Origin of the sequence: Onishia taeanensis, from assembly GCF_013349955.1 — a bacterium.
Lineage (GTDB): Bacteria > Pseudomonadota > Gammaproteobacteria > Pseudomonadales > Halomonadaceae > Onishia > Onishia taeanensis_B.
On the sequence record NZ_JABVXC010000009.1, the window covers coordinates 13,388 to 34,249 of the forward strand.

19 protein-coding genes are annotated in these 20,862 nt (G+C 62.4%); 9 read left to right on the plus strand and 10 right to left on the minus strand.

Going from position 1 to position 20,862, the window contains the following annotated elements; all coding sequences use genetic code 11:
* Positions 1–65 precede the first annotated feature (65 nt).
* Positions 66–1,715 (plus strand): dihydroxyacetone kinase subunit DhaK, encoded by a 1,650-nt coding sequence (locus tag HUS66_RS11300; RefSeq protein ID WP_175071018.1) that lies wholly within the window; start codon positions 66–68, stop codon positions 1,713–1,715.
* Positions 1,716–1,896: 181 nt separating this feature from the next.
* Here HUS66_RS11300 and HUS66_RS11305 read toward each other — a convergent pair whose 3' ends face one another.
* The 3 genes from HUS66_RS11305 to rpe all read right to left on the minus strand — a co-directional run bounded on the left by HUS66_RS11305 (position 1,897) and on the right by rpe (position 3,898).
* Positions 1,897–2,733: a mechanosensitive ion channel family protein gene (locus HUS66_RS11305; protein ID WP_425340086.1), complete on the minus strand. Its 837-nt coding sequence runs from the start codon at positions 2,731–2,733 to the stop codon at positions 1,897–1,899.
* A 155-nt stretch (positions 2,734–2,888) separates the two neighbouring features.
* On the minus strand, positions 2,889–3,194 hold the full coding sequence (locus tag HUS66_RS11310; protein ID WP_175071020.1) for a GIY-YIG nuclease family protein: 306 nt from the start codon (positions 3,192–3,194) through the stop codon (positions 2,889–2,891).
* A 5-nt stretch (positions 3,195–3,199) separates the two neighbouring features.
* Positions 3,200–3,898, minus strand: coding sequence for a ribulose-phosphate 3-epimerase (gene rpe / locus HUS66_RS11315; RefSeq protein ID WP_175071021.1), 699 nt, complete (start codon positions 3,896–3,898; stop codon positions 3,200–3,202).
* A gap of 220 nt (positions 3,899–4,118) precedes the next feature.
* On the opposite strand from rpe, the gene ggt reads away from it, so the two are divergent.
* The 3 genes from ggt to HUS66_RS11330 all read left to right on the plus strand — a co-directional run bounded on the left by ggt (position 4,119) and on the right by HUS66_RS11330 (position 7,788).
* Entirely contained in the window at positions 4,119–5,849 is a 1,731-nt protein-coding gene (gene ggt, locus HUS66_RS11320; RefSeq protein ID WP_175071022.1) for a gamma-glutamyltransferase, read from the plus strand.
* 89 nt (positions 5,850–5,938) lie between these two features.
* Positions 5,939–7,150 (plus strand): MFS transporter, encoded by a 1,212-nt coding sequence (locus HUS66_RS11325; protein ID WP_175071023.1) that lies wholly within the window; start codon positions 5,939–5,941, stop codon positions 7,148–7,150.
* 11 nt (positions 7,151–7,161) lie between these two features.
* On the plus strand, positions 7,162–7,788 hold the full coding sequence (locus tag HUS66_RS11330; protein ID WP_254628803.1) for a YajG family lipoprotein: 627 nt from the start codon (positions 7,162–7,164) through the stop codon (positions 7,786–7,788).
* A gap of 203 nt (positions 7,789–7,991) precedes the next feature.
* Here the strand turns inward: HUS66_RS11330 and HUS66_RS11335 are convergent, their stop codons facing one another.
* The gene (locus HUS66_RS11335) at positions 7,992–8,642 is read right to left on the minus strand and encodes a thiopurine S-methyltransferase (RefSeq protein ID WP_175071024.1); all 651 of its coding nucleotides are present in this window, start codon (positions 8,640–8,642) and stop codon (positions 7,992–7,994) included.
* Positions 8,643–8,716: 74 nt separating this feature from the next.
* A complete protein-coding gene (locus tag HUS66_RS11340; protein ID WP_175071025.1) occupies positions 8,717–9,340 on the minus strand; it encodes a TIGR04211 family SH3 domain-containing protein in 624 nt (207 codons plus the stop codon).
* Positions 9,341–9,762: 422 nt separating this feature from the next.
* Here HUS66_RS11340 and miaB point away from each other — a divergent pair, with 422 nt between their 5' ends.
* From miaB to lnt, 5 genes are all read left to right on the plus strand, one after another.
* Complete coding sequence (gene miaB / locus HUS66_RS11345) at positions 9,763–11,112, plus strand: tRNA (N6-isopentenyl adenosine(37)-C2)-methylthiotransferase MiaB (protein WP_175071026.1); 1,350 nt, start codon at positions 9,763–9,765, stop codon at positions 11,110–11,112.
* A gap of 153 nt (positions 11,113–11,265) precedes the next feature.
* Entirely contained in the window at positions 11,266–12,369 is a 1,104-nt protein-coding gene (locus HUS66_RS11350; protein ID WP_175071027.1) for a PhoH family protein, read from the plus strand.
* The gene (gene ybeY, locus HUS66_RS11355; RefSeq protein ID WP_175071028.1) at positions 12,366–12,893 is read left to right on the plus strand and encodes an rRNA maturation RNase YbeY; all 528 of its coding nucleotides are present in this window, start codon (positions 12,366–12,368) and stop codon (positions 12,891–12,893) included. Before HUS66_RS11350 ends, ybeY begins: the two co-directional genes overlap by 4 nt.
* Positions 12,890–13,771: an HlyC/CorC family transporter gene (locus HUS66_RS11360; RefSeq protein ID WP_092522678.1), complete on the plus strand. Its 882-nt coding sequence runs from the start codon at positions 12,890–12,892 to the stop codon at positions 13,769–13,771. The genes ybeY and HUS66_RS11360 overlap by 4 nt, the downstream gene beginning before the upstream one ends.
* A 56-nt stretch (positions 13,772–13,827) precedes the next feature.
* Positions 13,828–15,300: an apolipoprotein N-acyltransferase gene (gene lnt, locus HUS66_RS11365; RefSeq protein ID WP_175071029.1), complete on the plus strand. Its 1,473-nt coding sequence runs from the start codon at positions 13,828–13,830 to the stop codon at positions 15,298–15,300.
* 134 nt (positions 15,301–15,434) lie between these two features.
* Here the strand turns inward: lnt and phaC are convergent, their stop codons facing one another.
* The 5 genes from phaC to prmB all read right to left on the minus strand — a co-directional run bounded on the left by phaC (position 15,435) and on the right by prmB (position 20,801).
* Entirely contained in the window at positions 15,435–17,264 is a 1,830-nt protein-coding gene (phaC, locus tag HUS66_RS11370; RefSeq protein ID WP_175071030.1) for a class I poly(R)-hydroxyalkanoic acid synthase, read from the minus strand.
* Positions 17,265–17,546: 282 nt separating this feature from the next.
* Positions 17,547–18,167 (minus strand): phasin family protein, encoded by a 621-nt coding sequence (locus HUS66_RS18015; protein WP_175071031.1) that lies wholly within the window; start codon positions 18,165–18,167, stop codon positions 17,547–17,549.
* A 95-nt stretch (positions 18,168–18,262) separates the two neighbouring features.
* Positions 18,263–18,661: a hypothetical protein gene (locus HUS66_RS11380; RefSeq protein ID WP_175071032.1), complete on the minus strand. Its 399-nt coding sequence runs from the start codon at positions 18,659–18,661 to the stop codon at positions 18,263–18,265.
* A gap of 69 nt (positions 18,662–18,730) precedes the next feature.
* Positions 18,731–19,816 (minus strand): chorismate synthase, encoded by a 1,086-nt coding sequence (gene aroC / locus HUS66_RS11385; RefSeq protein ID WP_175071033.1) that lies wholly within the window; start codon positions 19,814–19,816, stop codon positions 18,731–18,733.
* Positions 19,817–19,847: 31 nt separating this feature from the next.
* Positions 19,848–20,801, minus strand: coding sequence for a 50S ribosomal protein L3 N(5)-glutamine methyltransferase (gene prmB / locus HUS66_RS11390; protein ID WP_175071034.1), 954 nt, complete (start codon positions 20,799–20,801; stop codon positions 19,848–19,850).
* Positions 20,802–20,862: the final 61 nt, after the last annotated feature.

A 20,862-nucleotide genomic window follows, 5' to 3' on the forward strand; every position in this document is an offset into this window, starting at 1 on the left:
CTGAGCATGAGATGACATCTTGAATATGCGATCACGCCTTTAAAGCAAGGCCGGGGGGGTAAGACATGGATCGTTTCTACAATGCGCCGGAAAACGTCGTCGATGAAATACTCGGCGGTGTCGCAACGACGGCCCCACTGCGCATGGCCGAGCCGGAAAGCGGTCTGCGCATCCTGGTCCGGAAGGAATGGGACAGACAGCAACAGGGCCGAGCGCAGGTCGCGGTGCTCTCCGGAGGGGGTGCCGGCCACGAACCCGCCCACGCAGGCTTTGTCGGCGAAGGCATGCTGACCGGCGTCATTTCCGGCAGCCTGTTCGCTTCCCCCAGCGTCGAGGCGGTGCTCGCGGCGATCCGTGAGGTCTGCGGTGATGCCGGCTGCCTACTCGTGGTCAAGAACTACACCGGCGACCGCCTGAACTTTGGCCTCGCCGCCGAACGCGCCCGTGGCGAGGGGCTGGATGTCGCCATGGTCATAGTGGGCGACGATGTTGCGATCGACGGGGCACCCCAGCCGCGCGGCATTGCCGGCACCCTGCTGGTCCACAAGCTAGCGGGCTACCTGGCAAGCCGGAAGGTCCCACTCGACGAGATTCGCGCCCAGGCCGAATCGCTGTGCGCTCACATGGGCTCGATGGGCATGGCGCTGCGACCGGCGGCTCAGCCGGGCCACGATCCGGCGGCGCGCTCTCCGGAACTGGGCCTGGGCATCCACAATGAGACCGGCACCCGTGAAGTCGCCCCTCAGAGCGCCGACGACGCCATGCGCCTGGTGCTGGATCCCCTACGCCAGCAGCTTACAGGACGCCAACTATCCGGGCCGTGGATCGTCATGCTCAACGACCTGGGCAGTTGCTCGACTCAGGAACTCGGGGTGTTGGCCGATAGCCTGTTACGTCAGTTGGGTATCGAGCAGATCACTCACTTGATCGGACCGGCACCGCTGATGACGTCGCTGGACATGCATGGTTTTTCCGTCACCCTGCTCTCGGCACAAGAGGCCTTCGTGACCGCGCTGACCGCACCGACCCAGGCACCTGCCTGGCCGGGGCTGAAGACTGTCGCCCCTCCCGAGTATTTCACGCCGGATAGCCGTCAGGAGCGAGATTCGCTGAGCGACAATGCCCCTCAGGACGACAGGGTTATCGCCTCGCTTAAGCGCGTGATCGACACCCTGCGCCAAGCACGCGAGGATCTGGACGCTCTGGATGCCAAGAGTGGTGATGGCGATGCTGGCGCCAGCATGCGCAGTGGCGCCGACGCCATTGCCGCGGCACTCGAGGCAAGGCGACTCAATACGCGGGCGCTGCCGTCACTGTTTGCCGGCATCGGACAGCTTCTGTCTCGCGACATGGGCGGCTCCAGCGGCGTGCTGCTGTCGATCCTGTTCACCGCCGCCGGCGCCGCATTGGATCAGCGCGGCGATCTCGGCACAGCCCTTGCCGCTGGTGTCGAGAAGATGCAGGCCTATGGCGGCGCCAAGCCCGGTGACCGCACCATGATCGATGCACTGGTGCCGGCCATTGAGGCCCTGCAGCGTGGCGAATCGCTCCAACAGGCGGCGCAAGCGGCCCGGAATGGGGCAGAGGCCACAGCAGCCCTGACCCAGGCCAATGCCGGACGTTCGGCCTATGTCCCGGAAAGCGCTCTAAGCGGTGTAGTCGACCCCGGCGCCGAAGCGGTCGCACGCGTTTTCGAGGCGCTGGCCGCTTCATAGCACCTGTTCATAGCACCTGACGGTCATCGCATGTTGCAGCACCAACACTAAAAGGCCGCCGAGCACCCTCGGCGGCCTTTTAGTGTAAAAAGAATGGTCAGACGCTTGCCATTGCCGTTGCTATTACCGTTATCAGGGCAATCGTCGTCAACCCGCCAAAGACGGAGCGACAACGCGGGCCTCAGAGACCGCCCTGCTCATCCTTTTGCTCATCATGGTGATAAACGTGCACGTCCCGCTGCGGGAAGGGAATGCTGATGCCCTCGGCATCGAATCGCCGCTTGATCTCCTCGGTCATCTCCCAGTAAACGTCCCAGTAATCACTGGCCTTGACCCAGGGCCGCACGATCCAGTTGACGCTGGAGTCCAGCATCGCGCTCATGCGGATATTGGGCGCAGGCGACGCCAGTACCCGGGCATCATTGGCCACCACCTCTTCCAGCACCCGGCGCACGACATCGATATCGGCGTCATAGCCGACACTTGCCACCAGATCGACCCGGCGCGTGTCGTGAGACGAGTAATTGGTAATCGCGCCACTCATCATCTGACCGTTGGGCACGATGATCTTGCGGTTGTCGCCGGTCTTGAGCTCGGTGGTAAAGATCTGCACGTCATCGATGGTGCCGGCCACGCCGCCGGCCTCGACGTAATCGCCGATCTTATAAGGCCGGAAGATGATCACCAGTACCCCGGCGGCGAAGTTGGCAAGCGAGCCCTGCAGCGCCAGACCGACGGCCAGACCGGCCGCGCCCAGCACCGCGATCAGCGAGGTGGTCTGGATGCCAAGCTGACTGATAGCGGCAAGGACCACCACGATCAGCAACAGGGTTCTCAGGATGTTGCCAAGAAACTTGACCAACAGTGGCTCGACCTTGGCCCGCTCCATGGCCTTGGTGCTTAGGCGGTGTACCAGCGAAATCACCCAACGGCCGATCACAAAGATGGCGAGTGCCGCCACCAGATCGACAGCAAAGCTGGTACCGGTGGTCTGCAGGTAGGTCATAAGGGAATCCATTTCCATTGCGGTTCCTCGACGAATCAGGCGGCATGCAAGCCGCTGGGGTTGGTCAGTGATCAATGAGCAGGCATCGGCGACATGACATCACCAACAGGCATGGCAATACGTCCGCTGCCCACCGCTCATCCTTGTTGTATAGAGCATCGCAGCCGTTATGGCAGCTTTTGCGGCACTCTATCAGTATCAGGCTGGCCCGAGCGGCGCGCCTCCAGCCAGGCGCGCTTGCCCGTCGCCGACAGACGCTTCACCTGTGCCTCGAGTCGCAGCGCATCGCCCTGCTCGCCGACGGCCTCATGGTGCAAAAGCGTCAGCGGCCCCTTGCCACGCAGCGCCTTGGCACCACGCACGCCGTCATGGTGTTCCTTGAAGCGCCTTGCCACATCGGTGGTAATGCCGGTGTAGAGGTGACCGGCGGCGGTTCTGAGTATGTAGAGATGCCAGCACGGCGATGCCGTCATGCCGATCAGACCGTTGCCAGTTCGTCGCGGAAGGCCTGCATCACGCTGTCATAGCGGTGCGGGTCGTCGTCGCTGCGCGCCTTGAATACAGCGGAACCGGCAACGAAGGTATCGGCCCCGGCACGGGCGATCTCGGCGATGTTGTCGACCTTCACCCCGCCGTCGATTTCCAGGCGGATATTGCGGCCGCTGGCATCGATTCGCTGGCGGGCCTCGCGCAGCTTGTCGAGGGTGCCGGGAATGAACGACTGGCCGCCGAAGCCTGGGTTGACGCTCATCAGCAGCACCATGTCGAGCCTGTCCATCACGTAGTCCAGATAGTGCAGTGGCGTAGCTGGGTTGAATACCAGGCCCGCCTGGCAGCCGCCGTCGCGGATCAGCTGCAGCGAGCGATCGATGTGATCGGAGGCCTCAGGATGGAAAGTGATATAGGTCGCCCCGGCATCGATGAACTGACGAATCAGGTCGTCCACCGGCTTGACCATCAGATGGGCATCGATGGGCGCGGTGACACCATGCTTGCGCAACGCTTCGCAGACCATTGGGCCGATGGTCAGGTTAGGCACGTAGTGGTTATCCATGACGTCGAAATGGACGATGTCGGCGCCGGAGGCGAGCACGTCATCGACCTCTGCGCCGAGGCGGGCGAAGTCGGCAGAAAGAATCGAGGGCGCGATCTTGAAGTCTGGCGTTGCGTCGCTCATGGGCAGGGCAGGCTCCTGAAAAACAAAAGAGTGGCAAGGTGACAGGCCGCCATTCTAGCAGCAAGCCAGCGTGTCGGCGTCCCTTACAGACTCGGACTGTCGGCGCCGTGTGCCGCTGCCTCGCCTGGTCGAGGTTTCATGCAGCCTTGCTTGCCCTCTCCTTGCGCCCTTCGCACATAGCAACAATAGTGGAGAACGACACATCACCAAGGAGACGGTCATGCCCCTGTTCCCCCTGCGACACTCACTCGCCTTCGGCCTACTGGCCGGCACCCTCTCATTCGCACCTGGCCTCTTCGCTCAGGAAGCGATTCTCGAGGGTGAACGCTTTCACCCTGAAGTCGGCACTCAGGGCATGGTCGCCACCAGCCATTTTCTCGCCTCCCAGGTGTCGCATGACGTGCTGGCGGCGGGCGGCAATGCGGTAGATGCAGCCGTCAGCGCCGGTTTCGCCCTGGCGGTCACCCAGCCCCGGTCGGGCAATATCGGTGGCGGGGGGTTCATGCTGATTTCGGATGAAACCAGCGGTGAGGTCATCGCTATCGACTACCGCGAGATGGCGCCATCCGCCGCCACCGAGACCATGTTCCAGGATGCCGACGGCAACGCGGTCACCGAGCGTTCACGCTTCACTCACCTGGCGGCCGGGGTGCCCGGCACCGTCGCCGGCCTGGCAATGGCCCTTGAGCAATACGGCACCATGAGTCTGGCAGAGGCCTTGGCACCGGCCATCGATCTAGCTGAAAACGGCTTCCCGCTGCCCCAGCGTTTTGTCGACGGCATCCGGGATGCACGCATGAACTTCGAGCCCTGGGAAGCATCGCGAGCAAAATTCTTCAAGGCAGATGGCAGTGACTATCAGGTGGGCGACATCTTCCGCCAGCCGGACCTCGCCGCCACCCTCAAGCGCATCGCCGAGAAGGGCGCCCGAGAATTCTATGAAGGCGAGACGGCGCAACTGATCGTCGCCGAGATGCAGGCCCACGACGGCCTGATCACCATGGAAGACCTAGCCGCCTACCAGCCGATCATTCGCGAACCCAGCCATGGCACCTATCGCGGCTATGACATTTACGCCATGAGCCCGCCCTCCTCCGGTGGTGCCCATATCGTGCAGATGCTCAATATTCTCGAGGACTATGATATCGGTGCAATGGGCTTCAACTCCGCCGCCACCATTCATGTGATGGCCGAAGCCATGAAACGCGCCTATGCCGACCGCTCCGAGTACCTGGGCGATACCGACTTCGTCGACGTGCCGCTTAAGGGCATCACCTCGAAGGCCTACGCCGACGAACTGCGCCAGGGCATCAGCATGGACGAAGCCACGCCCAGTAGCTCTCTGGCACCCGGCAACCCGCTGCCCTATGAGTCCAACGAGACCACCCACTTCTCGATCGTCGACGACAATGGCCTGGCGGTGTCCAACACCTACACCATCAACTTCAGCTACGGCTCGGGGATCGTAGTCGACGGAGCCGGCTTCCTGCTCAACAACGAGATGGATGATTTCTCGGCCAAGCCAGGCGTACCCAACGCCTATGGATTGATCGGCGGCGAGGCCAACAAGGTTGAGCCCGGCAAGCGCATGCTGTCGTCGATGACGCCTACCATCGTCAAGAAAGATGGCGATAACTTCCTGATTACCGGCAGCCCCGGCGGCTCACGGATCATCACCACCACCCTGCAGGTGCTGATGAACGTCATCGATCACGGCATGAACATCCAGTCGGCGGTCAGCGCCCCGCGCATCCACCACCAGTGGCTGCCGGACGAGATTCGCATCGAAGATGGCATCAGCCCGGATACGATCGCGCTACTCGAGGCCAAGGGCCATACCATCAGCCTGCAGGACGCCATGGGGGCTGCCCAGTCGATCATGATCCTCGATGGGGAGTATTTCGGCGGTGCCGATCCGCGGCGCTCGACCTCTTCGGCCATGGGGCTCTAATATTCCACGAGACCTTGCTCTAGGCTTTACCTTAGATTGACGGCCCGGCACCGCCGGGCCGTTTCATTTTCCCACTCGCTCTGGTGCTCATGCCCACCCTGATTCTTGCCATCGCCGAGCTGTTCGGCACCGCGCTATGGTTCACGCCCAACGCCGTGCTTCCGGAGCTGATGACCTTATGGTCATTGGCCCCATCGGACCTGGGCTGGTTGACCGGCGCCGTTCAAGGCGGGTTCCTGCTCGGCACCCTGACCATCGGCCTTACCGGTCTCGCCGACCGCCTCGATGCCAGCCGACTCTTCGCCGCCTGCTGTCTGCTCGGCGCGCTCTCCAATGCACTGCTGCCGATGGCCGGCGGCCTGGATATGGCGGTAACGCTCAGGGTGATCACCGGCCTGTGTCTAGCAGGCATCTATCCGGTCGGCATGAAGCTGATGGTGGGCTGGACGCCGGGACGTAGCGGCGTGGGTCTGGCCTGGCTGGTCGGCATGCTGGTATTGGGCACCGCCCTGCCCCACGGCCTGCGCACCCTTACCGCTCTCGATGAGATCACCCTATCCTGGCGAGGCGGCATCTGGAGCGCGTCGCTGCTAGCGGTGCTGGGTGGCGTCATGGTCTGGCGACTCGGCGAGGCACCGCGTCCGGCAGGTGCCAGTCCTGAGCCTGCGGCTAGCCCCAATGGTGGCACGAAGCCTGGCCTGCCCCTGGGTGGCCTCGCGGCCTTTCGCATCCGCAACTTCCGCCATGCTGCCGGTGCCTACTTCGGCCACATGTGGGAGCTCTACACCCTCTGGGCATTGTTACCCCTGATGCTCGCTGCACGCTGGCCTTCACTGACCACCGTGGAGCTTGCCTTCGGCGCCTTCACGCTAATCGCCATTGGTGGCCCCTGCTGCTGGATTGGCGGGGCCTTCAGCATCCGCTTGGGCAGCCGCCGCGTGGCACAGTTCGCCTTGGCAGGCTCAGGCCTGTGCTGTGCGCTCTACCCGCTGCTGGGCGGGTTACCAGGGGGCGTGCTGGTGGGCTTCCTGGCGCTATGGAGCGCGCTGGCGGTGGTCGATTCCCCGCAGTTTTCCGCGCTCTCGGCCAAGGCCTGCCCGGCCCATATCGTGGGCAGCGCACTCACGCTTCAAAACGCCACCGGTTTCGCGATCTCCATGCTATCGCTGCTGATCCTGATTCCGCTGTGGCAGCACACCGGCGCCTGGCTTGCCTGGCTGCTGTTACCGGGCCCCCTGCTCGGCCTTTGGTGCCTGCATGGATATACTCGGCAGCAAGACACGGCTTCCGCCTCTGCATAAGGACCTTGATCATGACACGACGCTTCCTCATGAAGACTCACCAATCGACTGCATGGCAGACAGCCTTGGGCCTGATGTTGATGGCTCTGCTGCTATCCATGGCCGGCTGTGCCAGCAGCCCGCAATACATCCAGGCCAACCCGAAGGTAAGCAGCGATCTGCCTGAAAGCGGCAGCGGGCAGGCGGTCACGCTGACGGTGATCGACGGCCGCGAAAGCGATGTATTGGGCAGCCGCAGTGGTGCCGTCATGGGCACCGACACCATCACCCTGCAGACTGCCGACGTACTCCCCCAGCTCGCCTCCCAGGCCGAATATGCGCTGCGCCAGATGGGCTTCACACCCACCGGCGACACTGATGCGCAGCGCCCACGGCTAACCCTGACACTCAAGCGCCTCGACTATGCCCACGGCAACAGCCAGCCGCTGCTCGGCGAGGCAGAGCTCGAGGCGGTATTCGAGGCCGAGGCCCAAAATGGGGGCGAAAGCTATGTTGGCCGTTACACCTCGAGGCGCAACCAGTCCTATGCATTGCGTCCAAGTCAGGAAGACAACACCCAGATGATCAACGAACTGCTGAGCGATGGCCTCGATAGGGCCTTCGGTGATCCGGCGATGGGACAGCTGCTGGCCCGCTAGACACTCGCCCTTTCAAACGAGAACAACAATGCCCGGCCATGGCCGGGCATTGTTGTGGGGACGGTCCTGTAGGGATCGATGAGAGAAAATGCGGCCAGCCCGCAATGACCGGAAATGGCCGCAATCTGGCGTCCATCAGCGAACCCACTGGATAACCTCGCCAAGCTTGCCTTGGCATTCAGACCTCTGCGGCTAGTGGAGCGTCACTGGGCCTGTTCCCGACCGGCCCTGGGGCCACGACGCTGAAGCGACCAAACGCTTTCCTGCCAGCCGTTGTCTTCCGGCTCGCCATCCTCGAGGTGGTTCACTTCGAAGTTGGCGCCAAACAGCTCTCTCACTTCATCGGCAGGCACGCTATAAGGCGGCCCGGCATCGTCACCGGGAGCGCGAGTCAAGCTGATCAAAAGCCCTCGGGCGCCGGGTGGCATCAACTGGGCGAGATGGAAGGCATAGCGTTGCCGGGTCGCGGGCGGCAGTGCAATCAGGGCCGCCCGGTCGTAGAAGGCACCCAGGTCGGCGGCCTGCTGGGTATGAAAGTGGAAGAAGTCACCACACCAGAGTTCAATGCTGCCCTGTCGCCATATCTCGAAATCGCCCTGACGATAGCGAGACGCCTCTCCGCCTCCCGCCACGAACTGCTCGATGGCAAGCGAGGCAAGCTCGATACCCAACACCGGATGCATCTGTGCCGCCAGCCAGCGCATGTCCAGACTCTTGCCGCACAGCGGCACCAGCACCTTGGTGCCCGGCTCGACGCCAAGCGTTGGCCAATGGCGGACCAAGGCCGGATGTTCGACGTCGCGATGAAAGCCGATCCTTCCCTCGCGCCAGCGCGAGATCCATTCATTGCTCATGTGCACTCCTGTTGCATCGGTCCGGGCATGGGCTAACCGCTTGCTATCCCACTACCTTCCATCAGCGCTTTAGCCTAGAACCAGCGATCGTTTTTCTTGCGACGCCTGGGCAGGTGGGGAATGATCAAACCAACCAGCAGGCCACCCCCGGCCACGCCGCCACCGTACATGAAGTAGCGCAACAGCAGGTCTTCTTCCTGGGTCTCCAACCGGGCCTGGAGGCCGCGCAGGTTTTCCTCAGACTCACTGTACTGATCCTGCAGCGCCTGGTTGCGACTTTCGAGATCACTGATTCGCGCCTCGCGCTGCTCAAGTGCCTCCGTCGTCGCGGCAAGCCGCCCTTCCCACTGCTCATTGATGCCTTCGAGCTCATTACTCAGCGTCTTGACCCGCTCCTGAAGAGCCGGCAACTGAGCGGTGGCGCTTTTTTCCTCCTGAAGATTGGAAGAAAGAATCCACACTTGATCGCCCCCCGGCCCCTGGACCAGCGAGTAATCCCCGCTGGTATCGAGCAGCTCGACCGGTTCACCGGCCGTCAGGGTACCCACGATGCGGTAGCCGTCTGTGGGGCCGCTGCGCACGAAGGTAGTGAGATCGTCCGATACCCAGAGATCCGGGTCGGTAGTCTCCTGGGCCTGGGCCCCAAGCGTCAAAGTGGCCAAGGAAATCCCCAGCATCACAGAGTTGAATGTTCGCATAAGTCTGCCGTCTTTCAGGGCGATGGAGGCTCGTCGATGCCTGCCCACGCGGAGTTGCTCAGGCCATCGCACGTCCTGTGTCGATGGCACTGCGATGAGACCTGATCCCATCCACACTTTCTGTGGATAAGTCTTGGGAAAACCGCTCGCGATCACGTGGCAATCGGCGCAAGGCCTGGAATCGCCACGGATTGTTCAATTTTTAACCTGGCTGTCATGCAAGGATGCCTGCACGATTTCCCAACGGCGGCCAGAATACCACAGCCTTGGTGCGCTGGCCGCGCCGCCACTGGATACGTATAATCTAGCCATCTACAGAAAGGGCCGCCCGGGCCAGGGCCGCCCGCCTCGGGCCTTGCCCGACCTCATTCCCAATTTCGGTGACGGACGCGCCGGGACTCCTGCAGTCTCGGCCCATTGTTATGACGAAGAAACTCTTCATCAAGACCCACGGCTGCCAGATGAACGAGTATGACTCTGCCCGCATGGCGGATCTGCTCGGCGATTCTCACAAACTGGAAATGACCGACGACGAGCGTGACGCCGACGTCATCCTGCTCAACACCTGCTCCATCCGTGAGAAGGCGCAGGAAAAGGTCTTTCACCAGCTTGGCCGCTGGAAGAAGCTCAAGGAAAAGAACCCGGACCTGGTGATCGGCGTCGGCGGCTGCGTGGCCAGCCAAGAAGGCGAGGCGCTGCGCAAGCGTGCGCCCTATGTCGATATGGTGTTTGGCCCCCAGACCCTGCACCGCCTGCCGACCATGCTCGATGCCCGCAACAAGAGCGCCGAGCCGATCTCGGTGGTCGACGTGACCTTCCCGGAAATCGAGAAGTTCGACCACCTGCCCAAGCCGAGTTCGGATGGTGCCACCGCCTTCGTTTCGATCATGGAAGGCTGCTCCAAGTACTGCACCTTCTGCGTAGTGCCCTACACCCGCGGCGAGGAAATCTCTCGACCGTTCGAGTCGGTCATGGACGAGGTCATTCACCTCGCCGACCAGGGCGTGCGCGAGATCAACCTGCTGGGGCAGAACGTCAACGCCTACCGAGGCGAGAACCAGCTCGGCGACGAAATCGACCTGGCCGAGCTGATCGCCTGCGTGGCCGCCGTCGAAGGCATCGACCGCATCCGCTTCACCACCTCGCATCCGGTGGAGTTCTCGGATTCGCTGATCGAAGCCTACGGCGAGATTCCCGAGCTGGTCAGCCACCTTCATCTGCCCGTCCAGGCAGGCTCGGATCGTATCCTCGCGGCCATGAAGCGTGGCCATACGGTCGAGGAATACGTCGACAAGCTCGAGCGTATCCGCGAGCTGCGTCCGGAGATCAGCTTCTCCTCGGACTTCATCATCGGCTTCCCGGGTGAGACCGAAGCCGACTTCGAGGCCACCATGGATCTGATCCATCGCATCGGCTTCGATCACTCCTTCAGCTTCGTTTATTCGGCGCGGCCCGGCACCCCAGCCACCGAGCTCGAAGACGAGACGCCGCAGTCGGTCAAGAAGGAGCGCCTGGCGATTCTTCAGGAGCGCCTCAACCAGAATGTGATGCAGATCAGCCGGCGCATGGTCGGCAACGTCGAGCGCATCCTGGTCACCGGCTTCTCGCCCCGGGACCCGGGACAGCTGACCGGGCGCACCGAGAACAACCGGGTGGTCAACTTCCGCGCCCCCAACCCGGCCGAGCTGATCGGTCACTTCGTCGACGTGGAAATCACCGAGGCACTGCCCAACTCGCTGCGCGGCGAACTGGCATCGCCCGCCTGCTACTAGGGCCAACAATCCGTTTAGGGCCACCCATCCGTTCCTAATGTTACCCGCTGACGACGCCCTGCCTCACACAGGCGTCGTCATGGGCATTGCCCCCAGCAGGCCCCGGGCAGTAAGCTGCCGTCATCCATCTCCAACGCACGGGACCCTCTCGACTTGAGCCAGACAACCTCTCAGGCCAATCGCATCATCACCCTGACCCTCGAGCCCAATGATCCGCGGCGCCTCGCCAACTTGAGCGGCCAGCGTGACGAACACTTCAAGCTGATCGAAGAGCGCCTGGGCGTGACCTTGCGCAACCGCGGCAACACCTTCCAGCTGGCCGGCCCCGGCGCCAGGTCCAAGGCGGCCGCCAACGTGCTCGAGCGTCTGTATCGGGAAACCGAGGCCAGCGACCTGACGCCGGACATGGTCCACCTTTTCCTGCAGGAATCCGGCCTCGAGGCCATCGAGGAAGAAGAGGATGCCATCGGTGATAGTGATCTGCTGATGCGCACTCCCAAGGCGCTGATCAAGCCGCGGGGACAGAACCAGCAGAGCTATGTCGCCAGCATCCGGGCTCACGACATCAACTTTGGCATCGGGCCGGCCGGTACCGGCAAGACCTATCTTGCCGTCGCCGCCGCCGTGGAAGCCCTCAACCGCCAGGAAGTGCGCCGCATTCTGCTGGTGCGTCCCGCCGTCGAAGCCGGCGAGAAACTCGGCTTCCTGCCCGGCGACCTGGCCCAGAAGATCGACCCCTACCTGCGGCCGCTCTACGACGCCCTGTACGAGATGATCGGTTTCGAGCAGGTCAACAAGCTGATCGAGCGCCAGGTGATCGAGATCGCCCCGCTTGCCTATATGCGCGGCCGTACCCTGAATAATGCCTACATTATTCTCGACGAGAGCCAGAACACCACTCGCGAACAGATGAAGATGTTCCTGACCCGTATCGGCTTCGGCTCGACGGCCGTCATTACCGGCGACGTGACCCAGGTCGACCTGCCCAGAGGGCAGAGTTCGGGGCTCATCCAGGTGCTCGACGTCCTCAAGGACACCCAGGGCATCGGCGTCACTCACTTCGCCGCCAAGGACGTGGTGCGCCACCCGCTGGTACAACGCATCATCGAGGCCTACGATCACTTCGAGGCCGAACAAGAAGACGCCGAGCGCGCGCGTCGTGAGCAGCGCGACGCCCGTCGCGAAGCCCAGGCCGAGGAGCGCCAGGTGCGCAAGAGTCAGAGTCAGGGCCCAGTCGACTACGGGGAATCATCATGATCAGTGAACCTCCGCCAGTCATCGTCGACCGACAGATCGCGCTCGAGGCCGACAGCGACATCGCGGCGCTGCCCTCCCAAGACGAGCTGGAGCACTGGATCAGCGCCACGCTTGACCAGCATGAGGGCGAAACGCGCCAGGAAGTGACGGTGCGTTTCGTCGAGGCCGAGGAGAGTCAGACCCTCAATCGCGACTATCGCAACCGCGACCGCCCGACCAATGTACTTTCCTTTCCCTTCGAATCACCGCCGGGCCTGACCTTGCCATTGCTCGGCGACCTGGTCATCTGCCATGCCGTCGTGGTCCGTGAAGCCCAAGAGCAGGAAAAGTCGCTGTCGGCTCACTACGCTCACATGGTGGTGCATGGCACCTTGCATCTGCTGGGGCATGACCATATCGAGGATGATGAAGCCGAGCGCATGGAGGACCTGGAGAGGGTCATCCTCGCTGGCTTTGCTATCCAAGATCCGTATGCCACCGACCATCTCGACCTTGGTTCCGAGGAAAAGAGACCCTACGCATGAGCGAAGATCGATCGAGTAGTCAGAGCAACAAATCCTGGCTCGAAAAACTGTTCACCGCTTTCAGCTCCGACTCCGAAGAACCCAGCTCACGCGATGAGCTGAGGGAATTCCTTCGCGAGGCCGGCCCACGCCTGCGTCTCGATCAGGACGCCCTGACCATTATCGAAGGCGCCCTGCAAATCAGCGATCAGCAGGTCCGAGAAGTGCTGATTCCCCGCTCCCAGGTCACGGCCATCGCCGCCGACCAGCCGCCGGAGGATTACCTGTCGGTGATTCTCGAGACCGGCCACTCGCGCTATCCGGTGATCGGCGAGAATCTGGACGAGGTGAAGGGCATCCTGCTGGCCAAGGATCTGCTGCCGCTACTCATGAAGAGCCAGGAGAATCGCGACAGCTTTGATCTCACCAATATCCTGCGCACGGCCATGTTCGTGCCCGAGTCCAAGCGCCTGAACAGCCTGCTCAAGGAATTCCGCGAGACCCATAACCATATGGCCGTGGTGGTCGACGAGTACGGCGGCACCGCCGGTATCGTCACCATCGAGGATATTCTCGAGCAGATCGTCGGCGATATCGAAGACGAGCATGATATCGACGAGGAAGAGGACATCCGCGACCTGGGAGACGGCTGCTACGCGATCCGCGCCCTGACCCCGATCGAGGATTTCAACGAGCGCTTCGATACCGATTTCTCCGATGAGGAATTCGATACCCTAGGCGGCCTGGTGATGCAGAGCTTCGGCCATCTCCCCAGGCGCGGTGAGTTCGCCGAGCTCGGCGAATGGCGCTTCACGGTGCTCAACGCCGACAATCGTCGCATCCGCTTGCTGCAAGCCGAACAGGCCGAGACGCAACAAGCCGAGGAGAGCCGCACCTGACGCAGGTCGAAACCGAGCCTGAAGGTGCGCCGCATGGACGCCATAAGAGACTGATAATGAGTGAACGACACCTGAGCCCCGCGATCGGCTATCTGCTCGCGGTGATTGCCGGCGGACTGACGACCCTGTCCGCCGCCCCCTTCTCCCTCTGGTGGCTAGCCCCGCTCGCGATTGGCCTGATGTACCTGGGCATACAGTCCTTAAGCCCCAGGCAAGCGGCTCTAAAGGGCTGGTGCTACGGCCTTGGCCTGTTCGGCAGCGGCACGACCTGGGTCTACATATCGATCCATGACTACGGCTACACCAGCATGCCGGTGGCGGCAATGCTGACCGTCCTCTTCGTTGCTGCCCTGGCCCTCTTTCCTGCCGTCGCGCTGTGGCTCTACCGGCGTCTCACCGGGCCGAGGCTTGCGGCGCTCAGCTTCGCCGGGGCCTGGGTGCTGGGCGAGGTACTGCGCACCTACCTGTTTACGGGCTTCCCCTGGCTGCTGAGCGGCACGTCCCTGGTGGACTCGCCCCTCGCCCCCTGGGCACCGGTGGGCGGTGTCTACCTGCTGTCGCTGATCACCGCCCTGACAGGCACCCTGGGTATCGAGGCGCTGCGCCGCCGCTTGGCGCCAGCAGCCATCCTTGCCGTGCTGTGGCTGGTGCCCCTGGCGCTACCCGGGCAGTGGACTCGCCCGGCTGAGGATTCCACGCGAGTGGCACTGCTGCAGGGTAACCTGCCACAGCTGACCAAATGGAGCCCCGAGGGCCAGCGGGATGCCTGGAATACCTATAGCACCATGACCTCAGGGCTCGCGGATGATACCGACCTGATCGTCTGGCCCGAAGCCGCCCTGCCCATGTTCGAAGACCAGGCGATGCCGCTGCTCGAACGCGTCCAGGCCGGTATTGCACCCGACACGGCGCTCCTCACCGGCATTCTGCAACGCGATCCGGATGGCTATTTCAATAGCGTGATTGGCCTTGGCAATGCCAGCGGCAACTACCGCAAGGCCCATCTGGTGCCCTTCGGTGAATACCTGCCGCTGGAGAGTCTGCTGAGAGGCGTGGTGGCCTTCTTCGATCTGCCAGCACCGACGATGACGCCGGCCAAGGGCTCGCAGGCGCCTATCCAGGCCGCCGGACTCTCCATCGGCAGCGCCATCTGCTATGAAATCGTCTATGCCGACCTGGTGGCTTCTCGTGCCCGGGATGCCGAGATACTGCTGACGGTCTCCAATGACACCTGGTTCGGCGACTCACTGGGACCGCTTCAGCACCTGCAGATGGCACGGCTCAGGGCGCTGGAGAATGGCCGCTACGTGATGCGCGCCACCAGCAACGGCGTTACCGCCATCATCGATGACCAGGGCCGCATCACCGCACGAGCCCCACAGTTCACCGCCACCGCCCTCAGCGGCGAAGTGCGCGCCATGCAGGGCACAACCCCCTTCACCCGCACTGGCAGCTGGCCAGCCTGGCTCGTCGCCACCCTGCTGGTGCTGCCGGGGCTGAGCTTATCGGGCCGACGCCGCAAGGCGTAAGCCCGAAGCCCGAAGCCCGAAGCCCGAAGCCCGAAGCCCGAAGCCCGAAGCCCGAAGCCCGAAGCAGTATGAGCCAACCGCCACCAACGCAAACGCCCCCACAGCTCAATCGCTGCGGGGGCGCTCTTTCAGCTTCAGCCCTGGTTCTGGCCTAACACCTCGGGAATGGTCTGACACACGTAGCGTCCCGGCGCCGGCTCGATGACCGATAACTCGCCCTCGCCGGGCTGTCTTGCCGGCACCATCTTCGCGGTATCCGCATAGCCGTTGTCGGTCATCCAAGCTTGCCAATGCGGCCACCAGGAACCCTCATTGAAGGTCGCACCCTCGAACCAGGCGTCCGGGTCGGCCGGCAGCTCCGGGTTGGTCCAGAAACCGTACTTGTTCTTGTGCGGCGGGTTGACGATACCGGCGATATGCCCTGAGCCGCCGAGCACGAAGGTCACCGGCCCCTTGGGAAGCTGGGTGCCGCCGTAGGTACTGTTCCACTTGGCGATATGATCTTCACGAGTGGATACGAAGTAGCTGGGCGTGGATATCTTGCGCAGGTCGATCTTGACACCGTCCAGTTCGATACCGCCGGGCTCTATCAGGCGATTCTCCAGATACATGTTACGCAAGTACCAACCATGCGTACCGGCCGGCAGGTTGGTGCCGTCGGTGTTCCAGTACAACAGATCGAAGGCCGCCGGCTGCTCGCCTTTCAGGTAGTTGCTGATATAGAACGACCAGAACAGATCGTTTTCTCGCAGTAGATTGAACGAGAAGGCCATGACTCGGCCATCCAGGTAGCCATCGGCTTCCAACTGGCGCTCGATGCCCTGTAGCACCGGCTCGTTGAGGAAGACACCGATCTCGCCGGGATCGCTGAAGTCCTGCAGCGTGGCCATGTAGGTCACCGAGCGAACCTTGCGCCCGCGGCGTGTGCTGGTCAGGTAGGCCACCGTCGAAGCAGCCAGTGTACCTCCGATGCAGTAACTCAGCAGGTTCACCGACTTCTCGCCGCACGCCTGCTCGATGGCACTCATGGCCTCGATAGGGCCCAATTGCATGTAGTCGGCCCAGGTCAGGTCACGCTGCTCGGGCCCCGGGTTACGCCAGGAAATCAGGAAGACGGTGTGTCCCTGATCGACCAGCCACTTGACCAGAGAGTTGTCCTGGCGCAGGTCCAATATGTAGTACTTATTGATCCAGGGCGGCACCATCAGCAGCGGCGTCTTGAACGTCTGTTCGGTGGTCGGGGCGTACTGAATCAGCTGCATCAACTCGTTTTCGAAGACCACCGAGCCCGGTGTCACCGCCACGTTTTCGCCGATGGTGAAAGCGCTGCGATCGGTCATCTTGACGTTGATGCCTTCCGCCGAGTTGGCCAGGTCCTCGCGCAGCTGTGCCAGCCCCTCGATAAGGTTCTGGCCCTTGGTCTCCATGGTCAGGCGCATCACCTCCGGGTTGGTGGAGGCGAAGTTCGACGGCGAGATGGCACTCACGTACTGGCGGGCATAGAACGCCAGGTTGCGCTTCTGGTCCGGCGGCAAATTGTCGAGGCTATCGATCATTTCCTCGACCAGGCGCGAGAATAACAGGTACTGCTCCAGCAGCCCTCGATAGAAGGGTTCATGCCGCCAGGCCTCGTCCTTGAAGCGACGATCATGGCGGGCAGGCTCGATCAAAAGCTCGGTTTCTTCGCCGCTCAGGTCACGCAGGCCCTGCTGCCAGAGCTGCATCTGATCCTGAGCGAGCTGCAATTGAGTGTTGACGAGCGTTTCGGGATCGCTGATCAGAGCCTCGACGCCGGCACGAAAACTTTCGCGCATGTCATCGTAAATGGTCTTGCCGGCTTCACCGGGCAACATCCGCGCCAACATATCCTGCATCAGCACCTGATATTGCTGCCCCATCACTTCCAGCTGTTCGGTCCATTCCTGAAGCTCGGACGCCGACGGCGTATGAAAACCTGACTGCATTGCCCACTCCTGTGATCGAAGCCCTATTACCGGAGCCCTATTATCAAAACCCTTTGCGCCCCCAAACCACTGGTCAAACTACCTTGCTGCCAACGTCCTGATAACCGAACGGTCGGCGACCGTCATTTTGTCTACCTTGGGCGGCTCATACTTAAATAACACCTACCTATATAACACGCCCGCTATGTATGACGGCCTACATATACGCCCATGGCCGGAAAACGCGTGCGTTTTCCGGCCATGGGCGATGGCTAGCCAGCAGGGGCTGACCGCAGGCTCAAATCAAGAACTCTTGCTGCCGCCAGTGCCGCCCGACTTGCCAGCTGCCGAACTCTTGGAGGCACTCGAGGCACTACGACGGCTGGTCGCGCTGGAAGACGGCTTGGTAGCTGCTGCCTGAGGCGTGGACTCTGTCGCCTGCTTTGCCGCTTGTGCCGCCTGCTGGGTGGCCTCTGTCGCCTGCTGGGAGGCCTTCTCGGCAAACTGCTGAGTGGACGCAACCGCCTGCTCTGTGGCAGCGGTCATCTGTTCACTGGCGGATTGTGTCGCAGAGGCTGCCTGTTTGCCCGCGGTCTCGGAGACCTCGGTCATGACCTTTTCCATCTCGCGCTTGAACTCGAGACTGAGCTCGGTCATGGCCTCGGCGTCCTTGAGCAGCTGGGTGGAGAGCTCATTCATCATCTCCGCCTGACGAGTGCCGAAATCGCGCATGGCCTCAGGGTCCTTGGCTTCGGTGGCATCCCGCAGCCGCTCGGTACCCAACTGGCTGTAGCGCTTCATGGACTCGAGCTGAAACTGGGTCAGCTTCTCCATGTTGTCGAGCATTAGGCCATTGAGCTTGCGCATCGGCGCAAAGAAGCTTTCGGCTTGCTCTGTGAACTCGGTAAACATCTTGTCCTGCATGGCATCACCCTCCCAGGGTCATGAATGTGGGCACGAGCCCCTTGCTGCACTGCACAAAGCGTAGTCTCGGACGCACGCCTATGCAATAGGTCGCGCTACTTGCGGTGCGACCGTGAGCTGGCACTGGCCGGTTCATCGGCCGGCTTGCCCTTACCGGCCTTTTCGCCGTCGTCGGTTTTTTGCGTCTTGCTGGCAGCAGCCTGGGCCTGACGCAGCATGTCGAGCATCATTTGCTGATAGTTACCGAAGCTGGTCATGCTCTGGGACAGGTTGTCCTGGAAATTGCCCTTGAGCGAATCCTGGAAAGCCGTCGGCATAAAGGGAGTCTTGAGGAAGGGCTGGAGCAGGCTCATGGGGTCATAGCCCTCGACGCCCGCGTCCATCTGCTGCTGGATGCGTGACATCAGCTCGTTATGGAATGCCTCAACATCGGGCAGGCCAAGAGACTGGCGAAATTCGGCAGGCGTGAGGTCAAATTCGAGGTTTATCTTCATGGGCATAGCCAGACTGAGGTATTTCACCTCAGTCTAGCAGCCAGGGGGGCAACACGCGGCCCCGTAAACTCAACGCAGGTGAGGCGTGGCGACGCTGACGTCGAGATTCTGCGCTCGGTGACGCAGCAGGTGATCCATCAGCGTCAGCGCCATCATGGCCTCGGCAATCGGGGTGGCACGAATGCCCACACAGGGATCATGGCGACCCTTGGTGATGACTTCCACCGGGTTGCCATGCACATCGATGGAGCGTCCAGCGAGGGTGATGCTGGAGGTCGGCTTGAGAGCCAGGTGTGCGATGACCGTCTGGCCCGAGGAAATACCGCCCAGCACGCCGCCGGCGTGGTTGGAAAGAAAGCCCTCAGGCGTCATCTCGTCCCGGTGCTCGCTGCCCCGCTGAGCGACGGCCGCAAAGCCATCACCTATTTCCACGCCTTTGACGGCATTGATGCTCATCAGGCCATGGGCGAGTTCAGCATCCAGGCGATCGAAGACCGGCTCGCCTAGCCCGGCCGGCACGCCCTCGGCCACTACGGTGATCTTGGCGCCCACCGAGTCCTGATCGCGGCGCAGCTGATCCATGTAGGCCTCGAGCTCCGGCACCCGATCAGGATCGGGGCAGAAGAAAGCGTTGTCTTCGACCGCCGCCCAGTCCTTGAACTCCATGGTCAGCGGACCGAGCTGGCTCATGTAGCCACGCACACTGATGCCCTGAGCCGCCAGGTAGGCCTTGGCAATGGCGCCGGCCGCCACGCGCATGGCGGTTTCCCGCGCGCTGGAGCGCCCGCCGCCCCGATAGTCCCGACGACCATACTTGTGATGGTAGGTGTAATCGGCATGGGCCGGACGAAACTGGTCCTTGATCTTGGAGTAGTCCTTGGAGCGCTGATCGGTATTCTCGATCATCAGGCCGATGGCGGTACCGGTGGTGACGCCCTCGAAGACGCCTGACAGGATCCGCACCTGGTCAGGCTCGCGACGCTGCGTGGTGTGCCGCGAGGTACCGGGGCGGCGACGATCGAGATCGCGCTGCAGGTCGGCCTCACTGAGGGGAATACCCGGCGGGCAGCCGTCGACGATGGCGCCCAGCGCCGGGCCGTGGCTCTCGCCGAAGGTAGTGACAGTAAACAGCTTGCCGAAGGTATTACCGGACATTGACGTTCCTCAGGGCTCTGGTATCAACAGTTCAGGCGAAGGTTGCCGCGTAGGCGTCGAGTTCCTGGGCGGTCAGCACGAAGACACCCTGCCCCCCGCGCTCGAACTCCAGCCACAGGAAGGGGACCTCGGGGAAGGCCGCCTCCAGATGATGATCGGAGTTCCCGACTTCGACGATCAACACGCCGTCATCGCTGAGCAGGCTTCTTGCCTCGCGCAGGATGCGGCGCACGATATCCAAGCCATCGTTCCCGGCCCCCAGGGCCAGGGTCGGCTCGTGGCCGAATTCGGCCGGCATGGTGGCCAAGTCACGCGCATCCACATAAGGGGGATTGGAGACGATCAGGTCATAGCGCTGCCCCACCAGGCCATCGAACACATCGGACGCCACAGCCCTCACTCGCGCACCAACGTCGTGACGCGTGATATTGGCCTTGGCCACCTCGAGCGCATCGGCACTGATGTCGGCCAGGTCGACCTCGGCGGTAGGCAGATGCAGAGCGGTGGCGATACCGATGCAGCCCGAGCCGCAGCAAAGATCCAGAACCCTCGCCGGTGGCTCCTCGGGGAACCAGGCGGCGAAACCGTCCTCGATCAACTCGGCGATCGGCGAGCGGGGAATCAGCACCCGTTCGTCGACGTTGAACGCTACGCCAGCAAAGAAGGCCTCTCCAAGCAGATAAGGCAACGGCCGTCGCGTCTCGATGCGGGAGCGCACCAGACCCACGATGCGAAGGCGCTCCATAGGAAGCAGCCGTGCCTCCAGCACTGAGGGGTCCACATCCCAGGGTAAGTGCAGGGCACCCAGCGTCAACGCCACCGCCTCGTCCCAGGGAGAGGCGGTGCCATGACCGAAATGGAGGCCATGGGTGTAAAATTCACTGGTCGCCCAGCGCAGACAGTCACGCAGGGTGAGGAGATCCTCGGCGATCTTAGTATCATCGAGAATCAGGGTCGAATCGGCATCGGGTCGGGAAGCGGCCACGCGTCGTCCTGTGGTTTATCGGATTGAGATTCAAATCCTTGATTGTACCCGGCCCGACGCC